This window comes from Faecalispora anaeroviscerum (genome assembly GCF_947568225.1).
GTDB lineage: Bacteria > Bacillota > Clostridia > Oscillospirales > Acutalibacteraceae > Faecalispora > Faecalispora anaeroviscerum.
Genome location: NZ_CANOOQ010000001.1, coordinates 49,881 through 70,514, shown reverse-complemented (window position 1 = coordinate 70,514; position 20,634 = coordinate 49,881). Strand labels below are relative to the sequence as shown.

Genomic DNA, 20,634 nt, shown 5'->3' with positions numbered 1-20,634 from the left:
TGAACACACCGTGTGCCTTGCTACGGTGTGATTTTTTATGTCTCGAAGGAGGTGAACTTCCAAATGTTTATATGGGATTTTGTCCTCGGAACCGTGATGGATCAGATCATCGAATGGCTCTACGGACAAGTGGTTGGCTTTCTTGCTGACTTTTTTGCACAAATGGGAAATATGGGCGTGGAGCTGTTCTCTATGGAATGGGTACAGTCCATCGTCCTGTTTTTCTCTTATCTGGCTTGGGCGCTGTACGGGACCGGGCTTGTGGTGTCGGTGTTTGAAACCGGAATCGAGTACCAGCACGGCCGGGGCAGCATAAAAGACGCCGCCTTAAACGCCATCAAAGGCTTTATGGCGGTGTCCCTTTTTACCATCTTACCGGTGGAGCTGTTCAAGCTCTCGGTCAATCTCCAGAGCAGCCTCACGGCAGGAATCACCGGCTACGGAAGCAGCTTCGGTGACCTTGCGGGGAACATCATAGCAGAGCTTGGCAGCTCGTCAGACCTGGGCGGTGCTATGGGCTCCGGTATCTTTGGAGGGCTGTCGGGCATCACAAACCCCATCATGATGCTTTTCCTGATTATCATGATGGGATACTCGGTCATTAAAGTTTTTTTTGCCAATTTAAAACGTGGGGGCATTTTGCTGATCCAGATTGCTGTAGGCAGCCTGTATATGTTTTCCGTTCCTCGCGGTTACATTGACGGATTTACACAGTGGTGCAAGCAGATCATCGGTCTGTGCCTCACCACATTTTTGCAGGCAACCATCCTTGCCGCAGGGCTTATGGTCCTGAGAACCCACGCCCTGCTGGGGCTTGGGCTGATGCTTTCCGCAGGGGAAGTGCCAAGAATCGCTGGAGCTTTTGGGCTGGACACCAGCACAAAGGCTAATGTGATGAGTGCCGTGTACACGGCGCAGGCCGCTGTGAACACCACCCGAACTGTGGTGCAGGCGGTTGCACCGAAATAACGCAGAAAGGAAAAAGGCCATGAAATTGATTTATATGGCGTCCCCCTACGCCGGGGACATCGAAAAGAATACCGAGTTTGCCAAGAAAGCGTGCCATCATGTAATGAACGAGGGGTACGCTTTTTTTGCGCCCCATTTGCTATACCCCACCATTCTGGACGAACATCAGCCGGAACAGCGTCAGCTTGGGCTTGACATGGGAATCGCCATGTTGTCCCGTTGTGATGAGTTATGGTGCTACGGCGACCATATCTCACTCGGAATGCACCTTGAAATCGAGGAAGCGGGCAGACTCGGAATCCCGGTACGCCGGGTAATGGAACAGGAAAACGGCTTTGCCATAGGCAGAGTAAAAAACAATGTACCGGCCGAGGCTCCCGAACAGGCTATGAGGATGGTCTGATGATGACGATGGGGAGCCTCTTCGATGGGATCGGAGGCTTCCCGCTTGTTGCTGTCCGCAATGGAATCACCCCCTTATGGGCAAGTGAAATCGAAGCCTTTCCCATTGAAGTGACAAAAATCCGATTTCCTGAAATGCTCCATGTCGGAGATATCACAAAACTTGACGGAGCGGCATTGCCTCTTGTGGATGTGATCTGCGGGGGCAGCCCATGCCAGGACCTGAGTGTGGCTGGGCAGCGTGCCGGACTTGCCGGAGAACGCTCTGGTCTATTTATGGAGCAGACACGGATTGCAAAGGAGATGAGAAAAGCCGATGAGCAGCGAAACGTACCAGCTCACTTTATTCGACCTCGATACCTCGTTTGGGAGAATGTCCCCGGAGCCTTTAGCTCCGCAGACGGCGAGGATTTCAGGGCGGTCATCGAGGAGATCGTCCGCATTAAGTACAGTGCCTGTGATGTGCCTCGACCTGAGTCCGGGCGCTGGGAATCTGCTGGGGCTGTCATATTGGGAACTGAATTCAGCTTGGCTTGGCGTGTCATGGACGCTCAATTCTGGGGAGTCGCCCAGCGTCGCCGTCGCATCTTCCTTGTCGCAGATTTTGGAGGCACAACCGCACCCGAAATACTATTTAAGCAAGACGGCCTGTTTGGGGATATTGCGGAGAGCGGAAGCCAGGGGCAAGGAGCTGCCGCCCCAGCTCAAGGAGGCACTGACGATACAGGCGGAGCTTGCCTGACCCCATGGGATGTGCAGAGCCGCCGCATCTTTGAGGAAACTGGAACATGGCCCTCTCTTTATGGCGGCGAAGGCGGCGGGCATGGGTATATCCAGACAGAGGAAAAAACAGCGATAGCCTTTGCCGCCAACCAGCGTGATGAAGTGCGGAACCTCCAGGATGTAGCCGGAGCCTTGGGTGCCAGCCCCGGCATGAAACAGCAGACTTTTGTGGCGGATGCTGAAAAAATCAGCGCTTTTCATGTCAACCAACGGGACGAGGTGATTGATCTTGACGGCATATCAGGCGCTCTGCTGGCAACCCGCAATATGCAGATGCAGACCTTTGTCACCCAGCAGCCATTGGTCTGCTTAAACGACCATGGCGGAGAACGAATGGATATCACCGAGGAAGTAACCCCTACGCTCCGTGCAGACATGGGAGGTCATCCTCCCCTTATATCCCAGCCGAACTGTCTAAACGGATGGGATACCCAGCAAAGCCGTGTGTTCACGCCGGAGGGTGTGGCGCCCACTCTTGCCGGAGCGGACGGGGGCGGCGGAAGAAACCCGGCAGGACTTCTATTTGCGGCAGGAGTTATCAGCAAAGGTGACGGCGATTGTTTTCTCACGCCGGAGGTTCATACCTCCATCACCAGCGGCGGCGGTCAGGCCGGACAGGGCTATCCCTGTGTGCTTACCGCAGGATTCTGCGGCAATGCCAGCGCAGAGGCCAGAGGAATCGGTTATCAGTCAGAGTGTTCGCCCACTATTAAAACCGGTACTGCTCCATCCGTGCTTTGCTTAAACGATCAAGGCGGCAGCCAGATGCACTGCACGGAGGACATCACAGGTACGCTCCGCGCCCAGGAGCATGGTCACCAGCCGCTGGTCATGGCGACCCAGCAGGGAGGCGCAGAAATCGGCGTCGGCATCTGCCCAACCATCACTGCCAGCGCAGGCATGAGCGGAAACAACCAGCCGGTGCTGTTTGATAACCATGCCAAGGATTGCAGATATAACGGACCGTTGGAGGTAGCCCCTACCGTCACCTCGACCTATGGTACCGGCGGCAATAATGTACCGCTCGTGGGAAGTGCTATTTTGCAGGAAACCATCTGCATTGCTGGCAACACCATTGACCGGGAGCCGGAGAACGGCGGCAACGGATTGGGCTGTCAGCCGGACATCAGCTATACCATTACCACCAGCGACCGCCATGCGGTATTCAGCCGACAGCGGAGCGATGAATTTTCCGAAAATGATGTGGTTGCCACACAAAGTGCAAGGCAGCATAAGGATGCCACCGATCTCATTTGTCAGCCTGAAGTATTCGGCCAATCACAATATGGCAACTATGCGGAGGGCTGTACCACTCTGCGTGCCCAGGGTGGCGACAACGGAGGCGGAAGCGAAAATCTTGTAAAAGAGAATGGACGCAACCTCATCCGCAGACTTACTCCTCTGGAATGTGAGCGGCTCCAGGGCTTTCCTGATGGCTGGACGTTGATACCGGGAGCATCGGACAGTGCCAGATACAAGGCACTTGGAAACAGCGTGGCGATACCGTGCGTGGACTTTGTCCTCCGTGGCATCGCTTATTTTTTGCGAATAATCCATGAGGAACAGGAGGAATCACCCCCATGTATATCTACCCCGACAACTTAAAGTCAAAGGCTACCCTGTGGCTATGGGAGCTACGGGATATTGGAATCATCGGCGTCGGATGTCTGATTTCTGTCTTTGCCCTTTCCCAGCTCGGCTGGCTGCCGCCCATCGTCCTGACGGCGCTCTATGCCTTTTTATCCATACGTTTTGAGGACGTGAGTATCCTCGATTTTATCCGCTATGCCGCCGCTTTCTTCTTCGGCAAGCAACAATCCTATGAATGGAGGGCATGAATATGAACAGAAAAAGGAAACAGGAGGCAAGGGAGAAAGCCTCCACCCGCCAGCTCATCGGCATCGAGGACATCACAGGCCACAGCCTTGTGACTCCCCATGGTGAGCTGGTGTTTTTTATGGTTAAACCCACCAACATCAGCGTCCTGTCCGATTCCAGCATCGGGGCAAGGATTTATGCTCTTATGAATGTGCTGAAAGGCATCTCGGATATTGAAATGCTGTGCCTTAACAGCCGTGAAAACTTTGAGGGCAACAAGAGCTATCTGAAAGCCAGGATGGATGCCGAGCAGAATCCTGTCATCCGAAAGCTGCTGGCACAGGACATGACCGCCCTTGACCGTATGCAAGTGCAGATGGCAACAGCGCGGGAATTTTTAATCATCATCCGCCTGCGTGGAGAAAAAGAAAAGGACGTAGGCCCCTACCTCTCCCGTATCGAAAAGAGCCTCAAGGATCAGGGCTTTACTGCGCGCAGAGCCGGTGAAGCCGATACCAAGCGTCTGCTTGGAGTCTACTATGAGCAAAATGTCACTACTAAGATGTATGAGGATTATGACGGCGAGCGCTGGGTGATTCTCGGAGAATAAGTAAAATTCAATAGGCCGTAGGGAGGTACCTTGCGGCCAAAAGGCATGGAACCTCCCACGGCTGGACAGGAGGTATTTTTTCATGCCTAAAATCAAAAAAACAAAGGCTGATGCTGGGGCGGCAGAGTCGAAAATCAAGGATTTTCTTGACATGATCGCACCGGGCATCATCAAGTTCAATACGGACCATTTTATATGCGGCAACACCTATCGGTGTGTCTGGGCTCTCCGTGAGTACCCTACCGCAACCGATGAGCAGGCCATCCTGCGTCATCTTGGGGAAAAGGACGGTGTGACCCTGCGTATCTACACCAGACAGGTAACGGCGGCAGAGGAAAAGAGAATCATCCATAACGCAGCCAATAAAAACCGCATGGATAAGAGCAGCACCAACGATCTCCAGCAGACAGTCACCGCCGAAAGCAATTTGCAGGATGTGGTCACACTGGTGTCCTCCATGCACCGAAACCGTGAGCCGCTCCTCCACTGCGCTGTTTTTATTGAGCTGACAGCGAACAATTTGGACGATTTAAAGCTCCTCCAGACCGACGTCTTGACTGAGCTGGTCCGCTCAAAACTCAATGTAGACCGGCTGATACTGCGCCAGCGGGAGGGCTTTCTGTCGGTCGGCCCTGCGGGACGGAATGTGTTCGGCAGCCAATTTGAACGGGTTTTACCCGCCAGCTCGGTGGCAAACCTCTATCCGTTCAATTACAGTGGCAAGACCGATCCCCACGGCTTCTATCTTGGCCGTGATAAATTTGGTTCAAATATCATTGTGGACTTCGATAAGCGTGACGATGACAAGACGAATGCGAACATTTTAATCCTCGGTAACTCCGGTCAGGGCAAGAGCTATCTCCTCAAGCTCATCCTCTGTAACATCCTCGAATCGGGTAAGTCCGTCCTGTGCCTTGATCCTGAACATGAATATGTTGACCTCGCAGAGAACCTCGGCTGTTTCATCGACTTGATGAGCGGGCAATACCGTATCAATCCTCTGGAGCCTAAAACATGGGATGAAGGAGGCAGCCCGGAGGACACCGACGCACCCCAGGCATTCCGCCAGTCCACCAAGCTCAGTCAACACATTTCCTTTCTTAAGGATTTTTTCCGCTGTTATAAAGATTTTTCCGACCGCCACATCGACGCCATAGAAATCATGCTGGGCAAGCTGTACGAAAAATTTGGCATCAGCGACCGCACTGATTTCAGAAGCCTTGCCACCACAGACTATCCTGTCTTATCTGACCTTTATGCTCTCATTGACGATGAGTTTAGGGGATATGACAAAAGTAACTATCAGCTCTACCCGCAGGAATTGCTGCAGGAAATCCTGCTGGGGCTCCACTCCATGTGTATGGGAGCCGAAAGTAAATTCTTCAACGGCCACACCAACGTGACCGACCACCGCTTTATTGTGTTCGGAGTAAAAGGATTGCTGCAAGCCAGCCGGAATGTGAAAAACGCCCTGCTGTTCAATGTGCTTTCCTTTATGAGCGACAAGCTCTTGACCGGGGGAAATACCGCCGCATCAATTGATGAGCTGTATCTGTTCCTGACCAATCTGACTGCGATTGAGTATATCCGAAATTTCATGAAGCGTGTCAGAAAAAAGGAGTCGGCGATAATTCTGGCTTCTCAGAATTTGGAGGACTTCAATATAGAGGGCATCAGGGAGCTGACAAAACCGCTGTTCTCCATTCCTACTCACGCTTTCCTCTTTAATGCAGGGAACATTGACAAACAGTTTTATATCGACAGCCTCCAGTTAGAGGAATCCGAATACAACCTAATCCGCTTCCCCCAGCGTGGTGTGTGCCTCTACAAATGCGGCATAGAGCGGTATAACCTTGCGGTCCATGCCCCTGCCTACAAGGAAAAGCTGTTCGGAAAGGCGGGTGGCAGATAATGAAGAAGGGAGAAAAAGTCATGGACAGAGTTCAAAATCAGAAAGAAAACAAGGCGGGTATCCTCGATGATATGCTGTCTTTTATCCGCTACACTCCGAACCGGGAAGCGGATATATTAGCTTTTATGGAGAAGTACCAAAAAGCGGATCACGAAGAACGCCCTGCTATTTTGGAGCATCTCCGGTGCTGCATGGACGGAAAGGAATACCCCAACCCTTACGCCGGGGGCTACCATTATACGCCGGATGATGTGTCCCTCATGGGAAAGATTCTGGATGAGTACATCGATGATCTCGTATCCGCAGAGGGTGATCCTGCCGCTATCTCGGAGTGTGTGCGGGATACAGTCTTGAAAATCAATGCTCTCAATGAGGAATGCGGACGGTACCTGATTGATACCTGGCGCAGGGAACGGCTGTGCGGATTCATCAACTCTGCTGCGGAAACAGCGGGACTGTCACAGGAAAAAGACCTTACCCTGCAGCACAGGATGTGGTAAAGGCGGTGGGTAAATGGAGATACAAGGTCAGAATTTCGGGATTGAAATTGAAATGACTGGGATTACACGAAGCCGTGCCGCCGAGGTGATTGCAGAACATTTCGGCACGACAAAGGAATATGAAGGCAGCTTCTACGATGCCTATTATGCCTGTGACAGCCAGCGGCGAAAATGGAGGGTCATGAGTGACGGCAGTATTGACTGTCAGAAGAAAGACGGCCGCAGAAAAGTAAGCGCCGACAGGAGCTACAGCGTAGAGATGGTCAGCCCCATCTGCCAGTACCAGGATATCGAAACTGTGCAGGAATTGATGCGCAAGCTCCGGGAAGCCGGGGCATTTGTGAATTCCTCCTGCGGTATCCATATCCACATCAATGCCGCCCCCTTTGATGCCCCCAAACTCCGCAACTTGGTCAACATCATGGCGGCCAAGGAGGATATGATCTATAAGGCATTAAAGGTTTCAAGAGGCAGGGAAACCAACTACTGCCAAAAGATTGACTCTGCCTTTTTAGAGCGGATCAACCGGCAGAAACCCACTACCCTCGACCAACTGAAGCGTATCTGGTACAACGGCAGCGATGGCAGCCGGGAGCATTATCACGATAGCCGCTACCACTGTCTCAATCTGCACAGCGTGTTCCAGAAAGGCACGGTGGAATTCCGTGCTTTCAATGGGGACCTCCATGCCGGAAAAGTCAAAGCATATGTGCAGTTCTGCCTCGCCATGACCGCACAGGCGCTCAACCAGCGGTCGGCAAGCCCGACAAAAACACAGTCCACCAATGAAAAATATACCTTTCGGGTGTGGCTTTTGCGCCTCGGTATGATTGGGGATGAATTTAAAACGGCCCGTAAGCATCTGCTGGATCACTTGGAGGGCTGCATCGCATGGAAAGACCCGGCACAGGCAGAAAGGCAAAAAGAACGGCTGCGGCAAAAGCGTGAAGCGGAGCGGTCGCAGGAGCAGACACCGCCGGAAGAAGCTGTGCCGGAAACTGTATTGGAAGCGGAGGATGAACAGTCCTCCGCTTTTACTATGTCAATGTAAAGGAGATCGTATGAAAAACAAACTGTATATTGCCTATGGCAGCAACCTCAATCTGCCGCAGATGGCTGGGAGATGCCCCACCGCCAAGGTGGTCGGGGCTTCCGAGATAAAGGATTATGCCCTTGTGTTTCGGGGCGGCAGGCACGGTGCGGTGGCTACCATTGAGCCTTGCGAGGGTTCTTCTGTTCCTGTTTTGCTGTGGAAGATCACGCCGAAAGATGAGACTGCCCTCGATATTTATGAAGGCTTTCCCAGATTTTACGACAAGGAAACCATGGACCTCCCGTTGGACGGCAAGACTGTTTCAGCCATGGTCTACGTTATGACGCCGGGGCATCGCCTGGGCTATCCCTCCGACTATTATTACAATACCATCCATGACGGTTACAAAACTGCGGGCTTTGATACCGCTGTTTTGGAGCAGGCGATAGATTATACCGAGCAGCTCATGGAAAGCGAACCGGAGCCGGAACAGCAGAACCTGTTCGGTTTTGGCAGCCAGAAATGGTGGTGATGGCATGGCAGATCCCGCTACCATTACGGCTGTTGCAAAAGCCGCCGCTGCCGCTCTTTCGGATGAACGCACCCGAAAGACCATCGGCTGGACCATTGCCGCCATCCTGTCGCCGCTTATTTTAATCATCGTGCTGGTCTGCTCCCTGCTCTCCGGAACCACCAACCACAACAACACCGCCGTGGAGCTGTGCTTCCATGGCGGTGTGATACCGGGGAGTATGCCCGCGGATTACAGGGAATACATCGGGGATATGCGTCGCAGCTTTACCCTCATAGACGGAGCCATCGCCACAGTGAATTCGCAGATGGAGGACGGCAACAGCCTTGACGATTACCGGGTCAAGGCTATTTTTTATTCTCTGTTTTTCGGCGCTGAGTCCCCCTCCCGGCTGGAACACCGGAAATATGTGGACTGTTTTGTGACCTACGAGGAACGCACCCGCACCGTGGAAAATGATGACGGAACAACCTCGGAGGAAACTTATACCGTGGCTGTTCCCATTACCTCTCTGCCTGCCATCTACAACAACATCAGGACATTGTTAGGCAGAGCTATTACCTATGAGGATCAGGCAAACGCCAATGAAATCTATTACCGTGCCTTATACGGTATCGGAGCTCCGGCCGAGGATGATGATTTCACCATGTGGGAGGGTTGGACTCCAGACCAGCTTGACGGTTTCTTTTCTGACTTGCCTGTGGGTGAGGTGGGAGCTGAAGCTGTCCGCCTCGGCCTTTCCCGCCTCGGTGATCCCTACTCCCAAGAGCTGCGTGGACAAGGAAGCTACACCGACTGCAGCTATCTTGTGCGGTGGGTGTACAAAAAGCTGGGGGTAAATCTTCCCGGCACGGCTGCGGCGCAGGGAAAATACTGCGTGGACAATGGGCTGACCATTCCAAAATCAAGTCTTGCTCCCGGTGATTTGGTGTTCTGGAGCCATAAACCTAACGGCCGTTTCATGAACATCACCCATGTGGGAATCTACGCCGGTGACGGCAAAGTGGTTGACGCTTCCTCCTCCAGAGGACAGGTCGTCTACCGGGACTTATTCGATTCCGGCAATCAGGTTCTGTACGGCAGACCCTACGCCGAGGCACAAAAATCTTCTGCCGATGGCTTTATTTCTCCCCTCGGCAGCGGCTGGCGTTCCATGGTGACCTCGGAATTTGGTGGCAGGACAGACCCCCTCACAGGGGAATGGGCGGGACATACCGGCCTTGACCTTGGCGCCTCCAAAGGAACTGCCATCCGCTCGGCAAAGGCGGGGACAGTGAAAACTGTGGTCTACGGAAACACCGGCTACGGCTACTATCTGACCATTGACCATGGGAATGGAATGGTCACTTTATACGGACACTGCTCTCAAATCCTCGTCCGTGAGGGGCAGACGGTAAAGGCCGGAGAAACCGTTGCAAAGGTAGGTTCCACAGGGCGAAGCACCGGAAATCATCTGCACTTTGAGGTGAGAGTGAACGGTGCGCAGAAGAATCCGAGAAACTATTTGCCGTAAACAGGCTGGTTTTTTCTTTCTGTTTTGCGGCATTGATACCAATAAAAAATTCAAGGGAGGACACTCAATATGAAAAAAGAAGCCATCACCGTACAAATGGATGCCGAAAAACTCCGAGCGGTCAAACGCTATATGGAGAAGAAAGATGCGGACTTGGAGCAGGAGCTTTGCGACCAGCTCCAGCGCCTTTATGAAAAATTCGTCCCTGCCAATGTGCGGGAATACATCGATGAAAGTGCCGATATCGAAACCCCGGCAAGCACTTTGTCTAAAAAACAGAAAGAAAAAATCAGGCAGACCGCAGAGCCGAGGCAGGCGGATGAGCAATGATGCAGTATTTTGATAAGCACGGCAATGAGATTAAGGCCGGAATGTTTCTCCGAATGGAGGACGGCAGCATAGAGGAAATATACGCCTGCACTGACTCATACGGCAAAGAGGATCTCGGCATCAATGCCAGCAATGATGAATTTCTGAAACAGCACGGCTTGGGCGAGTTTGACCGGGAGTTCTATCCGCTTTCCTCTTTCAGCCTAAGAGAAACAGAACTTTGCCAATCTGAGCCTACCCAAGGTTATTCTGGCATGGAGATGAAGTAGCGTACCGCCCTACTGCCCCCGTCACCCAGCGTTGCCCCCTGTTCGCCCCTGTGTGGGCTTTTGCGGGGCTGGGTGACAGGTTTACCCGCCAAACCGAATACAACCGATTTTGAGGGCTTTGTGCAGAGCTGTAAGAACCCCGCTTCTCAGCCAAAGCATACAGAACCCTCATGCGGCCTCTACGGTCGAAAAAAGAGCAGGATAAAGGCGGGTGGTCGCAAGCGCCCTCCTGCCAACCATTTCGCCCAGCAGTGCTGGGCGTTTTTCGCACTTTCCCATGAGGTGGTCGGATTCCGGATTTGTCACGGTCAGGGTGGTCGGGATTTTAGAAAAGGCAAGAAAACAAAGGAATTTACACGGTCACCTCACAGGTGGACACCCATGAAAGGTCGGATTTCACATGAAAAATAACAAGGAACGAACAGCGGTCTGGCTGTACCCCGAAACAATGGAACGGCTGGACGGCTGGCTGTCAAAGGATAACTGCAAGAGCCGCAGCGAGTTTATTGAAAAGGCACTCAGCTTCTACATGGGCTACCTTGGGACGGAGGACATCTCCTCCTATCTCTCCAAGGCTCTGCTTGTATCCATCCAGGGCACATTGCAAAAGACCGAAAACCGGGTGGCAAACAATCTGTTTCGGCTTTCTGTGGAAATCAGCATGATGATGCATCTGCTGGCAACTACGCTGGAGATTACCGATGAGGAACTGCACCGGCTCCGCGGCCGATGCGTTGCCGAGGTAAAACGGACCAGAGGGAAAATCCGTCTGGACGATGCGGTGGATTTCCAGAGCAGCCCTGAGACGGAAGAATAATGGCCCGCATCATTCTCAAGTGCCCCTACCTCAAAGGCGGGGAAAAGACTGCTGCCCATTTAAGCAACCTCGTCAAATACATTGCCACCCGCGACGGCGTAGAAAAAATGGAAAGTGGTCATAAGCTCTGGCACTCCACCAAAAAACAAAAGGATTTGATTGCACAGATACTCCGGGAGTTTCCCGATGCCAAGGAACTGTTTGAATATGAGGATTACCTCGAAAATTCCAACCGGGGAAACGCCTCCGAATTCATCACCATCGCATTGGAACGGCATCTTGATAAAATCAGCGGCCGGGAAAAATATCTGGACTACATCGCAAACCGTCCCCGTGTCGAAAAGTTTGACAGCCATGGCTTATTCACAGCCGGTGACGATCCGCTAGTTTTATCACAGGTCGCTGATGAAGTAGCCAACCACACCGGAAATGTGTGGACTCCGATTATTTCTCTCCGGCGTGAGGATGCCGCACAGATGGGATATGACAATGTACTTGCATGGAAGGCTCTGCTTTCTGAAAAGGCTGTGGAAATTGCGGAGAACATGAAAATCCATCCTGACCATCTGAAATGGTATGCCGCCTTTCACAATGAATCGCACCATCCGCATATTCACATGGTCTGCTATAGCACCGACCCAAGAGAGGGCTATCTTACGAAACAGGGCATCAAAAAAATGAAGTCCTCTCTGGCAAATGAGATTTTTCGTCAGGAGCTCATTCCGCTCTACGGAGAAAAGACGCAGCGGCGGGATGACCTGAAGGAACAGGCGGCCGAGTCCATGAGGGAGATGATCCGTCAGATGAAAGGCGGCGTTTTACAGAGCGGCCGCATGGAGCAGCTCATTACACACCTTGCTGAGCGCCTGCAAAACACCTCCGGTAAAAAACAGTATGGCTATCTCAAAGCAGACCTGAAAAATGTGGTGGATGAAATCGTGGATGAGCTTGCCAAGGACAGCCGTATCGCAGAAGCCTATCGCCTGTGGTGGGAGGTCAGGGGCAGGATCGAATCCATCTACACCGAAACACCGTCAGAGCCGCCGCCCCTTTCCCGCTGTGATGATTTTAAGCCCATCCGCAACATGGTCATTCAAGAAGCATTGCTGATTGGGAGCATGACCTTTGAGGAACCGGCATCTGTGGAAACAGCCCTGCCGGAGTCGGAGGATGATCTGGAGATGCCCTCCTCTGACATGGCGGATGAAGAAGATCAGGAACCGGCAGATGATTCCGGGGAACGGTCCTCCAGCGATGAAGCCTCTGCCGATAAGGAATCCTCCGACTCATGGTGGACGGATGGCTACAAACAGGCAAAGCAATATTTATATGGCGATGAGGATGCCGGAATTTTGCAGGATTTTGAAAAAGCCCATGAACTCTTCCTCATGGAAGCGGAGGCAGATAACCCTCTCGCCTTATGTGACCTGGGCAGAATGTCTGCGGATGGTCTTGGCTGCGAAGCGGACGCCGATGAAGCATACCGCTGGTACGAAAAGGCCCTTGCTGTTTTCCATGCTGCCGAGGAAGAAAAACCTTGGAAGTACACCGAGTACCGTATCGGCAAAATGTATGCCGCCGGACTTGGCACAGAGCAGGACTATCTGCAGGCGGCGGATTGGCTCACCCTGTCTGCGGATGAGAATTACAAGTACGCACAGTATTCTCTTGGCGGCCTGTATTACCATGGCAAAGGTGTGGATCAGGATCATGAATCTGCCTTTGCCCTCTACACCCGCTCGGCAGACCAGAGCTTCCCCTATGCCAGTTTTGAACTTGGTAAAATGCTGAGGGACGGAATTGGCTGTGTAAAAAATCAGCAGGACTCTGACCGTCGTTTCAAGGAAGCCTTTCTCGGTTTTGTTTCCCTGGAGGAACAGGGCCATGATGATAAGCTCCAGTACCGTTTGGGCTGGATGCTTCTGAATGGTGTGGGTACCGACAAGGATGAAGCCAGGGCAAAGGAATACTTTGAAAAAGCGGCATTCGTGGGAAACCCCTTTGCCTACCACCAGCTTGCCAAGCTTATCCTCTCCGATGAAAAAGCACCACAGCAGGATGTGGAGAAAGCCCTCGGCTACCTCAAAAAAGCGGTGGAGGCTGAGAATCCCTATGCCGCATATTTTCTCGGCAAGCTCTATGAAAAGGGACAGCACGTTCCGCAGAATATCGCAGAGGCAATACGGCTTTATACCCTTTCCGCAGGACAGGATAATGACTTCGCCGCATACCGGCTCGGCAAGCTGTACCTCGGCGGTGAGGGCGTACTGAAGGATGTGGAGTCCGCCATTCGCTGGATGACCTTTGCCGCCGACAGAAAGAACCAATTTGCTGAATATGCCCTCGGCGTCCTCTACTTCAAGGGGGAGGATGTTCCGAAGGATGTTCCCAAAGCTCTGGAATACCTAAAACGGTCTGCCGGTCAGGGCAATCAATTTGCACAGTACCGGCTGGGCAAGATTTACCTTATGGGCGAGGATGTGCCAAAGGATATTCAGACTGCCCTGCAATTTCTGACGGCTGCCGCAGAACAGGGAAATCAGTATGCGCAGTACACCCTCGGCAAGCTGTATCTGATGGGAAAAGATGTCCCCAAAGACAAAGAAACTGCCGTCCGCTGGTTTACCCTCTCGGCAGCACAGGGCAACATTTACGCCCAATTTTTCCTCGGCCATATAGATGATTTCAAAGACCCCTCCGTTCTGCTGGCGGGAACACGGCTCCTGCATCACATGAGCCGTGTTTTTGCAGACAACGCCCCACCGCTGAAACCACCCGGCCAGAGAACCGACCGTAAGCTCCTCCGCAAGCTCCGTGAGAAAAAGCAGGCGCAGGGCCATGCGAGGGATGACCACGAACAGACCATGTCATTATAACGATTGGAGGATAACCGTGAAGAAACAGAAAAAGAAAATTGAGCAGCCGCCGATCAAAGAGAAATCGCTCCAGACCTATTGCCGTCCTGTAAAAAGGGCGGCTTTTTTTCATAGAATCGGCACTCGCCATAAATAGGAGGGGGATCATGGGTGTATATGTGCATTTTACAGATGACCAGAAATACCGTGCCAACAATGTAGACCTCGTGGATTTTCTCCATCGGCGCGGTGAGAAGCTAATCCCCAGCGGCCGGGATAAGCGGTTGGCGTCCGACCACAGCATTACCGTCCGGGGAAACGAGTGGTACGATCACTCTGCAGAGAGCGGCGGGTATGCCATTGACTTCGTGCGACAGTTCTATGGCCTCACCTTTCCTGAGGCTGTAACCATGCTGCTGGGCGGTGAGCAGGGCGAAGTCTATCGACCCGCCTCACAAAAGAAACAGGAGGCGAAACAGCCCTTTGCCCTTCCGAATCCCCACAGCGATATGCGCCGCGTCTATGCGTACTTGGTGAAAACCCGGCTCATCGACCGTGAAGTGGTCAGTTACTTTGCCAAGGCGAAGCTCCTGTATGAGAGCTGTGAAAAATCTAAGGACAGCATGAAGGAATACCACAATGCGGTCTTTGTGGGATACGATGAAAACGGAGTTCCCCGCCATGCCCATAAACGAGGGCTCTATACCGAGGGAACCGGCTTCAAAGGAAATGTGGATAGCTGCGATCCGGCATACAGCTTCCACCACATCGGCACAAGTAACCACCTCTATGTGTTTGAGGCTCCCATCGACTTGCTGTCTTACATCACCCTGCATCCCAACGACTGGCGGAACCACAGCTATGTGGCGCTCTGCGGTGTTTCCGAATACGCCATGCTGAAGATGCTGGAGCTGCATCCGAACCTAAACCATGTGGTTCTGTGTCTGGATCATGACGAGGCGGGGATCGAAGCCTCGGAGAAATATCACGATCTGCTCATAGAAAAGTGTGTTTCATGTGATAGGGATTTGTCCATACACAAGGACTGGAACGAGGATATCAAGGCAAATCACGGATTACCGGCAATCCCTGCTGAGGAACATCCCCAGCATTTAATCCGGGATGAAATATGCCGGGAGCTTACCGAAACGTCAATGACTGTGAAATCCAACTGTTCCGCCAACACCCTGTCAGCCCTGCTCGTAAAAGCCCGATCCCATCTGCATTGGGGACAATTTTCAGGGGTGGATGAATGTCTGAGGGAAATGTGTCGCCTCTCCATGGCTGCTGCTGCGAGGGAGTATCGGCAGATGGATCACAGCCGGAATCTCTCCACGGTGCAAAGCCGCCTGCATAGTGGTTTCAGGACTTATGAAAACCGCGGACATCTGAAAACCCGGCTGGATTTACTGGAATCCGATATCATGGCTCTGCAGGGCTTTGAGCGTGTGGTGACCGCCGGTGAAAAGGAAAAGCTGGCAGAGTGCTATGAACGCATTGCCTCCCACGGCCTCAAAGGAGCGATCCTGCTGGAGAAATACCGGCAAAAGATGGAGCAGACCCAGGAAATGAAACTGTCTATGTAATCCCGGCAATAACTCCATCCCCGCTTCTGACATTCTAAATGAATTCAGAAGAAGGAGGATACTATTATGCCGTCTCAGGTCTATATTTTAATTGCAGCGGCCGCCGTGATGTTTTGTGTCATCGGCGGTCTTTCCCTTTTGGCTCACTATTATACCCTAAACGGAATCAAGTCCCGCACGGTAGGTGATGGCCAGCATGGTACGGCACGGTTCGCATCAAAACAGGAAATCAAAAATACCTATAAGCACATCCCCTTTCAGCCGGAGCTGTGGAGGCAAGGACAATGCCTCCCTACTGCCGCCGAGCAGGGAATCATTCTCGGAAGCGTAGGTGCAAAAAATAAAGTTACGGCAATGGTGGATACTGACGATGTCCACTGTCTCATGATCGGTGCCTCTGGCGTGGGGAAAACTGCATACTTTTTATACCCCAACCTGGAATATGCCTGTGCCTCCGGCATGAGCTTCCTGACCACCGACACCAAGGGCGACCTGTATAGAAACTATGGAACTATCGCCCGCAACCACTACGGCTACCATGTGGCGGTCATCGACCTAAGAAACCCCACCCGCTCGGACGGCAACAATATGCTCCATCTGGTGAACACCTACATGGATCAGTACCTTGCCGATGAAAACAACATTGTGGCAAAGGCAAAAGCAGAAAAATACGCCAAGATTATCTCCAAAACCATCATCAACGCCAGCAACGAGAATTACGGACAGAATCAGTTTTTTTATGATGCCGCAGAAGGACTCCTGTCCTCAGTGATTCTGCTGATTGCCGAGTATTTGCCCCCCACTGAGGTAGATGGGAAAAAGGTGGACTGCCGCCATATCATCAGCGTGTTCAAATTGGTTCAGGACTTACTCGTGCCCAGCAAGGTAAAGGGGAAAAGTCAGTTTCAGCTATTAATGGATAAATTGCCATCCGACCACAAGGCCCGCTGGTTTGCAGGAGCAGCCCTAAATTCCGCGGAGCAGGCTATGGCGTCGGTACTTTCCACTGTGCTATCCCGTTTGAATGCCTTTCTCGACTCCGAAATGGAACAGATTCTGTGTTTTGAAACATCCATTGATGCGGAGAAATTCTGTAACGAAAAATCCGCTCTGTTCATCGTATTACCAGAAGAAGATTTGACCAAATACTTTATGGTCAGCCTTATGATCCAACAGCTCTACAGGGAAATCCTTGCGGTTGCGGATGAAAACGGAGGCAAGCTGAAAAACCGAGTAATGTTTTACTGCGATGAGCTCGGAACGCTTCCAGCCATCGAATCGCTCGAATTAATTTTCAGCGCCTCACGCTCTCGCCGGCTTTCTATGGTACCAATCATACAGTCCTTCGGCCAGCTCGAAAAGAATTACGGCAAAGAGGGTTCAGAAATAATCGTGGACAATTGCCAGGACACCATCTTTGGCGGCTTTGCCCCCAACAGCCAGACCGCCGAAGTGCTGAGTAAAGCATTGGGCAGCCGCACGATCATGAGCGGCAGCGTGAGTCGTGGTAAGAATGACCCCAGCCAATCCTTGCAGATGATGGAGCGCCCTCTCATGACACCGGACGAATTGAAATCCATTCCAAAGGGCAGCTTTGTCGTGATGAAAACCGGCACCCATCCCATGAGGACAAAGCTGCGGCTGTTCCTTGAATGGGGCATCCGTTTCGGAGAGGCTTACACCATGGAGGAAAAAGCTCATCGAAAAGTGGTCTATGCCGATAAGCAGATGCTGGAGGAAAATATCGTCCGCAAGCACACGGCCTGCCTTATGGTGGACGAAGAAACCGGGGAGATATTGGAGCCGCCGTCCAGAACAGGAACCCTTCATACCCCGGTAGCAGAACCATCTGAAAACACCATGCGCCGCCGTAATGTACTCAAAACGTAAAGGAGGTTCCCATGAGCTACTTCAACCACATTTATACCGCTTCGCCCGATGAGATTCCCCATCGGGCGAGGGCTGTTTATATATATATTTGTGACCGGGCAGGAAAAGGAAAGGACTGCTGGCCTGCGGTAAAGACCATTGCTTCCGATCTGCAGCTTTCCCGCAGCACCGTCAAGCGTGCCTTACATGATCTGGTGAGGGCGGGACTCATTGAAAAGGAGCCTCGCTTCCGGGAGAATGGGAGCAATACCAGCAACAGACTTATTTTAAGAAAATAGCAGGATGCGGCAAAGCGAAAAGACAGAGTTCCCGCCAAGGGGGTACTCCGTTTTTTTGCTGGACCGAGGTGCGGTTCGTGGTGAACCCACCGGAATCTCTCACTCTAAGAAGATATTATCACAGAAAAAGAACAAGGTGTATCTTACTATGTTTTTATGTAACATTTTGGAGATCTTCTGGAACATCCCGTGATACCTGACAGCGTGGAGCAGCTCGGAAAGCAGTTTAAACATTTGATACCGGAACAGATTGAAATGATTAGCGAAATGGTGGAGGTAAATGATCAAAAAGCACACCACCTCAAAAGAAAAATGGCAGTAAACGAATAAGAGTCTCTCTCAGAGGCTCTTTTGCTATTGATAAAGTGATTGAAAGCTATCCTTGATGTGCGAAAAAACTTTCTATAAAAAATCATGACTTCACATTGACGAATTTCGATTTGAAACATATAATATAACATATCAAAGTATTTAGATTTGAGGTGTTGGTATGAACTATTACTTAGAGAACACAAAAGTGTTCAAAGCATTGGGCGATCCCAAAAGAGCCATGATTGTGGATATGCTCTCCTGTGGAGAACTTTGTGCCTGCGAGATTTTAGAGAAGTTTGAAATGTCCCAATCCACGCTGTCCCATCACATGAAACTCCTCTGCGAATGCGGACTTGTCAAGGCACGGGCAGAAGGCAAATGGACGTATTATTCTTTGGATGATGATGCCATCGGCAAAACAAAGCAGTTTTTCTGGGCGATCACATCCGATAAAGAAAATTGTATTTGCAGAGATAAAACAAATTGTTGTAAGGGGTGTAACGAAAATGAGTAAATGTTGTTGTTCTTCTGAAAATTGCTGCCAGCCAGAGCCGAAAAAGTCAATAAACATTGATTTTCTTTATCTGGACACGACCGTTTGCGGCAGGTGCCAGGATACGGAAAAAGCTCTGGACGACGCAGTTTCCGGCGTAGCCGTGGTGCTGAATGCGTCAGGATATGAAGTCAAGGTAAATGAAGTGAACATCACAACGAGAGAGTTGGCGATACAGTATCATTTGGTCAGCTCACCGACCATCCGTGTGAACGGAAACGATATTGCCGTGGAATCGCGGGAATCAGTCTGCGAGGACTGTGGAGAACATTGCGGTGATACCGTAGATTGCCGTGTATGGGTATATAACGGAGTCGAATATACATCCCCTCCGAAGGAATTGATCGTGGATGCCATTCTACGGGAAGTGTATAACCCCAATCAGGGCGAGCCGGAGCGTGAAGCCTATTGGCTTCCAGAAAATCTGGAAACATACTTTATAGCCAAGACACACAAGGATGAAACGGAACGTCAGGGAAAGGGCGGTGATGTGATATGAGCCAAGAAAAAAATAAAGGTATTGGCTTTTTTGAAAAATATCTAACCGTGTGGGTGCTGCTGTGCATGGCGGCTGGAATCCTTGTCGGAAAATTCCTGCCCGGCATTCCAGATGTCTTGGAAGGATTTCAATACGCCGGGCAGAACCTCCCGATTGCCGTACTCATTTGGATTATGATTTTCCCCATGATGATGAAGATTGATTTCCAGTCTATCAAGAATGTGAGGAAAAATCCTTCAGGCATCCTTATTTCCAGCGGTAGCAGCTGGCTCATCAAGCCCTTCCTCATGTTCGGGTTAGCAACCCTGTTTTTCAAAGTTATCTTTCAAGCCTTCATCCCAGCGGATTTGGCACAGGACTTCGTAACAGGCGCAGTATTGCTGGGCGTAGCACCCTGCACGGCGATGGTGTTTGTATGGAGTCATCTGACCAAAGGCGATCCGGCGCATACGCTTGTACAGGTTTCGGTCAATGACCTCTTGATTCTCGTATTGTTTGTGCCATTGGTACAAATCTTGTTGGGAGTAAACGGCGTTACGATTCCTTGGGATACGCTCTTCTTTTCCATCGTATTATTCGTTGTCGTTCCGCTGGCTGGCGGCGCACTTACGCGCTTTCTGATGATACAGAAAAAAGGCATAGAGTATTTCAACGAAAGATTTCTCCCCAAGTTTGACGGCATCACGACCTTGGGGTTGCTGCTCACCTTGATTATCATTTTTTCCTTCCAAGGTGACATTATTTTGGAACAGCCTCTGTTCGTTTTGCTGATCGCAGTACCGCTGGTTCTGCAAAACGTAATCTCCGCCAACTTTACCTACTTGATATGCAAGTGGACAAAGCAACCACACAATATTGCGGCTCCGGCTTCTCTGATTGCAGCCTCGGACTTCTTCGAACTTTCTGTAGCGGTAGCAATTGCCCTTTTCGGTCCAAATTCGCCGGTTGTGCTTGCTTGTACGGTGGGCGTATTGACCGAAGTCCCCGTTATGCTTTTGCTAGTACGCTTTATTAATAAGACCCACCACTGGTTTCTAAAGGAGGTTTAAATGGTGTATATATGCTATTGCAACAAAGTCAAAGAAGCAGATATCATGAAAGCAATTACAGAAAAAGGTGCAAAAAATGTAGATGATGTTATTAAGATTACCGGAGCCATGCAAAACAGTAATT

20 protein-coding genes and 1 pseudogene are annotated in these 20,634 nt (G+C 51.3%); all 21 read left to right on the top strand.

What is annotated here, in order from left to right:
• The first annotated feature begins 63 nt into the window (after positions 1-63).
• On the top strand, positions 64-969 hold the full coding sequence (locus QOS46_RS00310) for a conjugal transfer protein TrbL family protein (RefSeq protein ID WP_013623299.1): 906 nt from the start codon (positions 64-66) through the stop codon (positions 967-969).
• A gap of 19 nt (positions 970-988) precedes the next feature.
• Positions 989-1,372, top strand: coding sequence for a DUF7768 domain-containing protein (locus QOS46_RS00305; RefSeq protein WP_013623298.1), 384 nt, complete (start codon positions 989-991; stop codon positions 1,370-1,372).
• Positions 1,372-3,759, top strand: coding sequence for a DNA cytosine methyltransferase (locus QOS46_RS00300; RefSeq protein WP_135659048.1), 2,388 nt, complete (start codon positions 1,372-1,374; stop codon positions 3,757-3,759). Before QOS46_RS00305 ends, QOS46_RS00300 begins: the two co-directional genes overlap by 1 nt.
• Positions 3,735-3,992: a hypothetical protein gene (locus QOS46_RS00295; RefSeq protein ID WP_013623292.1), complete on the top strand. Its 258-nt coding sequence runs from the start codon at positions 3,735-3,737 to the stop codon at positions 3,990-3,992. The genes QOS46_RS00300 and QOS46_RS00295 overlap by 25 nt, the downstream gene beginning before the upstream one ends.
• 2 nt (positions 3,993-3,994) lie before the next feature.
• On the top strand, positions 3,995-4,582 hold the full coding sequence (locus tag QOS46_RS00290) for a hypothetical protein (RefSeq protein WP_013623291.1): 588 nt from the start codon (positions 3,995-3,997) through the stop codon (positions 4,580-4,582).
• Between the two features lie 82 nt (positions 4,583-4,664).
• A complete protein-coding gene (locus QOS46_RS00285) occupies positions 4,665-6,494 on the top strand; it encodes a VirB4 family type IV secretion system protein (protein WP_013623290.1) in 1,830 nt (609 codons plus the stop codon).
• A 20-nt stretch (positions 6,495-6,514) separates the two neighbouring features.
• Positions 6,515-6,994: a hypothetical protein gene (locus QOS46_RS00280; protein WP_135659050.1), complete on the top strand. Its 480-nt coding sequence runs from the start codon at positions 6,515-6,517 to the stop codon at positions 6,992-6,994.
• 13 nt (positions 6,995-7,007) lie between these two features.
• A complete protein-coding gene (locus QOS46_RS00275) occupies positions 7,008-8,045 on the top strand; it encodes an amidoligase family protein (protein ID WP_013623288.1) in 1,038 nt (345 codons plus the stop codon).
• A 10-nt stretch (positions 8,046-8,055) separates the two neighbouring features.
• Positions 8,056-8,559: a gamma-glutamylcyclotransferase family protein gene (locus QOS46_RS00270; protein WP_013623287.1), complete on the top strand. Its 504-nt coding sequence runs from the start codon at positions 8,056-8,058 to the stop codon at positions 8,557-8,559.
• Positions 8,560-8,581: 22 nt separating this feature from the next.
• Positions 8,582-10,072, top strand: coding sequence for a peptidoglycan DD-metalloendopeptidase family protein (locus tag QOS46_RS00265; protein ID WP_333782980.1), 1,491 nt, complete (start codon positions 8,582-8,584; stop codon positions 10,070-10,072).
• A gap of 69 nt (positions 10,073-10,141) precedes the next feature.
• Positions 10,142-10,402 (top strand): DUF6103 family protein, encoded by a 261-nt coding sequence (locus QOS46_RS00260; protein WP_013623285.1) that lies wholly within the window; start codon positions 10,142-10,144, stop codon positions 10,400-10,402.
• Positions 10,399-10,671 carry a hypothetical protein gene (locus QOS46_RS00255; RefSeq protein ID WP_013623284.1) on the top strand — a complete coding sequence of 91 codons (273 nt, stop codon included), beginning with the start codon at positions 10,399-10,401 and terminating at the stop codon, positions 10,669-10,671. The genes QOS46_RS00260 and QOS46_RS00255 overlap by 4 nt, the downstream gene beginning before the upstream one ends.
• A gap of 400 nt (positions 10,672-11,071) precedes the next feature.
• Positions 11,072-11,488, top strand: a complete 417-nt coding sequence (locus QOS46_RS00250) for a hypothetical protein (RefSeq protein ID WP_013623283.1) — start codon at positions 11,072-11,074, stop codon at positions 11,486-11,488.
• The gene (mobP3, locus tag QOS46_RS00245; protein ID WP_027096097.1) at positions 11,488-14,364 is read left to right on the top strand and encodes a MobP3 family relaxase; all 2,877 of its coding nucleotides are present in this window, start codon (positions 11,488-11,490) and stop codon (positions 14,362-14,364) included. Before QOS46_RS00250 ends, mobP3 begins: the two co-directional genes overlap by 1 nt.
• A gap of 146 nt (positions 14,365-14,510) precedes the next feature.
• Entirely contained in the window at positions 14,511-15,929 is a 1,419-nt protein-coding gene (locus QOS46_RS00240) for a DUF3991 and toprim domain-containing protein (protein ID WP_013623281.1), read from the top strand.
• Between the two features lie 66 nt (positions 15,930-15,995).
• On the top strand, positions 15,996-17,819 hold the full coding sequence (locus QOS46_RS00235; RefSeq protein ID WP_013623280.1) for a VirD4-like conjugal transfer protein, CD1115 family: 1,824 nt from the start codon (positions 15,996-15,998) through the stop codon (positions 17,817-17,819).
• Between the two features lie 11 nt (positions 17,820-17,830).
• Entirely contained in the window at positions 17,831-18,097 is a 267-nt protein-coding gene (locus tag QOS46_RS00230; RefSeq protein ID WP_013623279.1) for a helix-turn-helix domain-containing protein, read from the top strand.
• A gap of 490 nt (positions 18,098-18,587) precedes the next feature.
• Positions 18,588-18,923 (top strand): ArsR/SmtB family transcription factor, encoded by a 336-nt coding sequence (locus QOS46_RS00225; protein WP_013623278.1) that lies wholly within the window; start codon positions 18,588-18,590, stop codon positions 18,921-18,923.
• Positions 18,916-19,461: a DUF2703 domain-containing protein gene (locus tag QOS46_RS00220; protein WP_013623277.1), complete on the top strand. Its 546-nt coding sequence runs from the start codon at positions 18,916-18,918 to the stop codon at positions 19,459-19,461. The genes QOS46_RS00225 and QOS46_RS00220 overlap by 8 nt, the downstream gene beginning before the upstream one ends.
• Positions 19,458-20,510: an ACR3 family arsenite efflux transporter gene (arsB, locus tag QOS46_RS00215; protein ID WP_013623276.1), complete on the top strand. Its 1,053-nt coding sequence runs from the start codon at positions 19,458-19,460 to the stop codon at positions 20,508-20,510. The genes QOS46_RS00220 and arsB overlap by 4 nt, the downstream gene beginning before the upstream one ends.
• Positions 20,511-20,615: pseudogene (locus QOS46_RS14240) on the top strand ((2Fe-2S)-binding protein); the annotation flags it as partial.
• Positions 20,616-20,634: the final 19 nt, after the last annotated feature.

Bases quoted from the DNA above. Each gene is read 5' to 3' on its own strand.
- QOS46_RS00240 (WP_013623281.1), top strand. From the start codon at position 14,511: ATGGGTGTATATGTGCATTTTACAGATGACCAGAAATACCGTGCCAAC.
- QOS46_RS00305 (WP_013623298.1), top strand. From the start codon at position 989: ATGAAATTGATTTATATGGCGTCCCCCTACGCCGGGGACATCGAAAAG.
- QOS46_RS00220 (WP_013623277.1), top strand. From the start codon at position 18,916: ATGAGTAAATGTTGTTGTTCTTCTGAAAATTGCTGCCAGCCAGAGCCG.
- QOS46_RS00270 (WP_013623287.1), top strand. From the start codon at position 8,056: ATGAAAAACAAACTGTATATTGCCTATGGCAGCAACCTCAATCTGCCG.
- QOS46_RS00225 (WP_013623278.1), top strand. From the start codon at position 18,588: ATGAACTATTACTTAGAGAACACAAAAGTGTTCAAAGCATTGGGCGAT.
- QOS46_RS00255 (WP_013623284.1), top strand. From the start codon at position 10,399: ATGATGCAGTATTTTGATAAGCACGGCAATGAGATTAAGGCCGGAATG.
- arsB (WP_013623276.1), top strand. From the start codon at position 19,458: ATGAGCCAAGAAAAAAATAAAGGTATTGGCTTTTTTGAAAAATATCTA.
- QOS46_RS00310 (WP_013623299.1), top strand. From the start codon at position 64: ATGTTTATATGGGATTTTGTCCTCGGAACCGTGATGGATCAGATCATC.
- QOS46_RS00280 (WP_135659050.1), top strand. From the start codon at position 6,515: ATGGACAGAGTTCAAAATCAGAAAGAAAACAAGGCGGGTATCCTCGAT.
- QOS46_RS00275 (WP_013623288.1), top strand. From the start codon at position 7,008: ATGGAGATACAAGGTCAGAATTTCGGGATTGAAATTGAAATGACTGGG.
- QOS46_RS00295 (WP_013623292.1), top strand. From the start codon at position 3,735: ATGTATATCTACCCCGACAACTTAAAGTCAAAGGCTACCCTGTGGCTA.
- QOS46_RS00290 (WP_013623291.1), top strand. From the start codon at position 3,995: ATGAACAGAAAAAGGAAACAGGAGGCAAGGGAGAAAGCCTCCACCCGC.
- QOS46_RS00300 (WP_135659048.1), top strand. From the start codon at position 1,372: ATGATGACGATGGGGAGCCTCTTCGATGGGATCGGAGGCTTCCCGCTT.
- QOS46_RS00250 (WP_013623283.1), top strand. From the start codon at position 11,072: ATGAAAAATAACAAGGAACGAACAGCGGTCTGGCTGTACCCCGAAACA.
- QOS46_RS00285 (WP_013623290.1), top strand. From the start codon at position 4,665: ATGCCTAAAATCAAAAAAACAAAGGCTGATGCTGGGGCGGCAGAGTCG.
- QOS46_RS00235 (WP_013623280.1), top strand. From the start codon at position 15,996: ATGCCGTCTCAGGTCTATATTTTAATTGCAGCGGCCGCCGTGATGTTT.
- QOS46_RS00260 (WP_013623285.1), top strand. From the start codon at position 10,142: ATGAAAAAAGAAGCCATCACCGTACAAATGGATGCCGAAAAACTCCGA.
- QOS46_RS00230 (WP_013623279.1), top strand. From the start codon at position 17,831: ATGAGCTACTTCAACCACATTTATACCGCTTCGCCCGATGAGATTCCC.
- mobP3 (WP_027096097.1), top strand. From the start codon at position 11,488: ATGGCCCGCATCATTCTCAAGTGCCCCTACCTCAAAGGCGGGGAAAAG.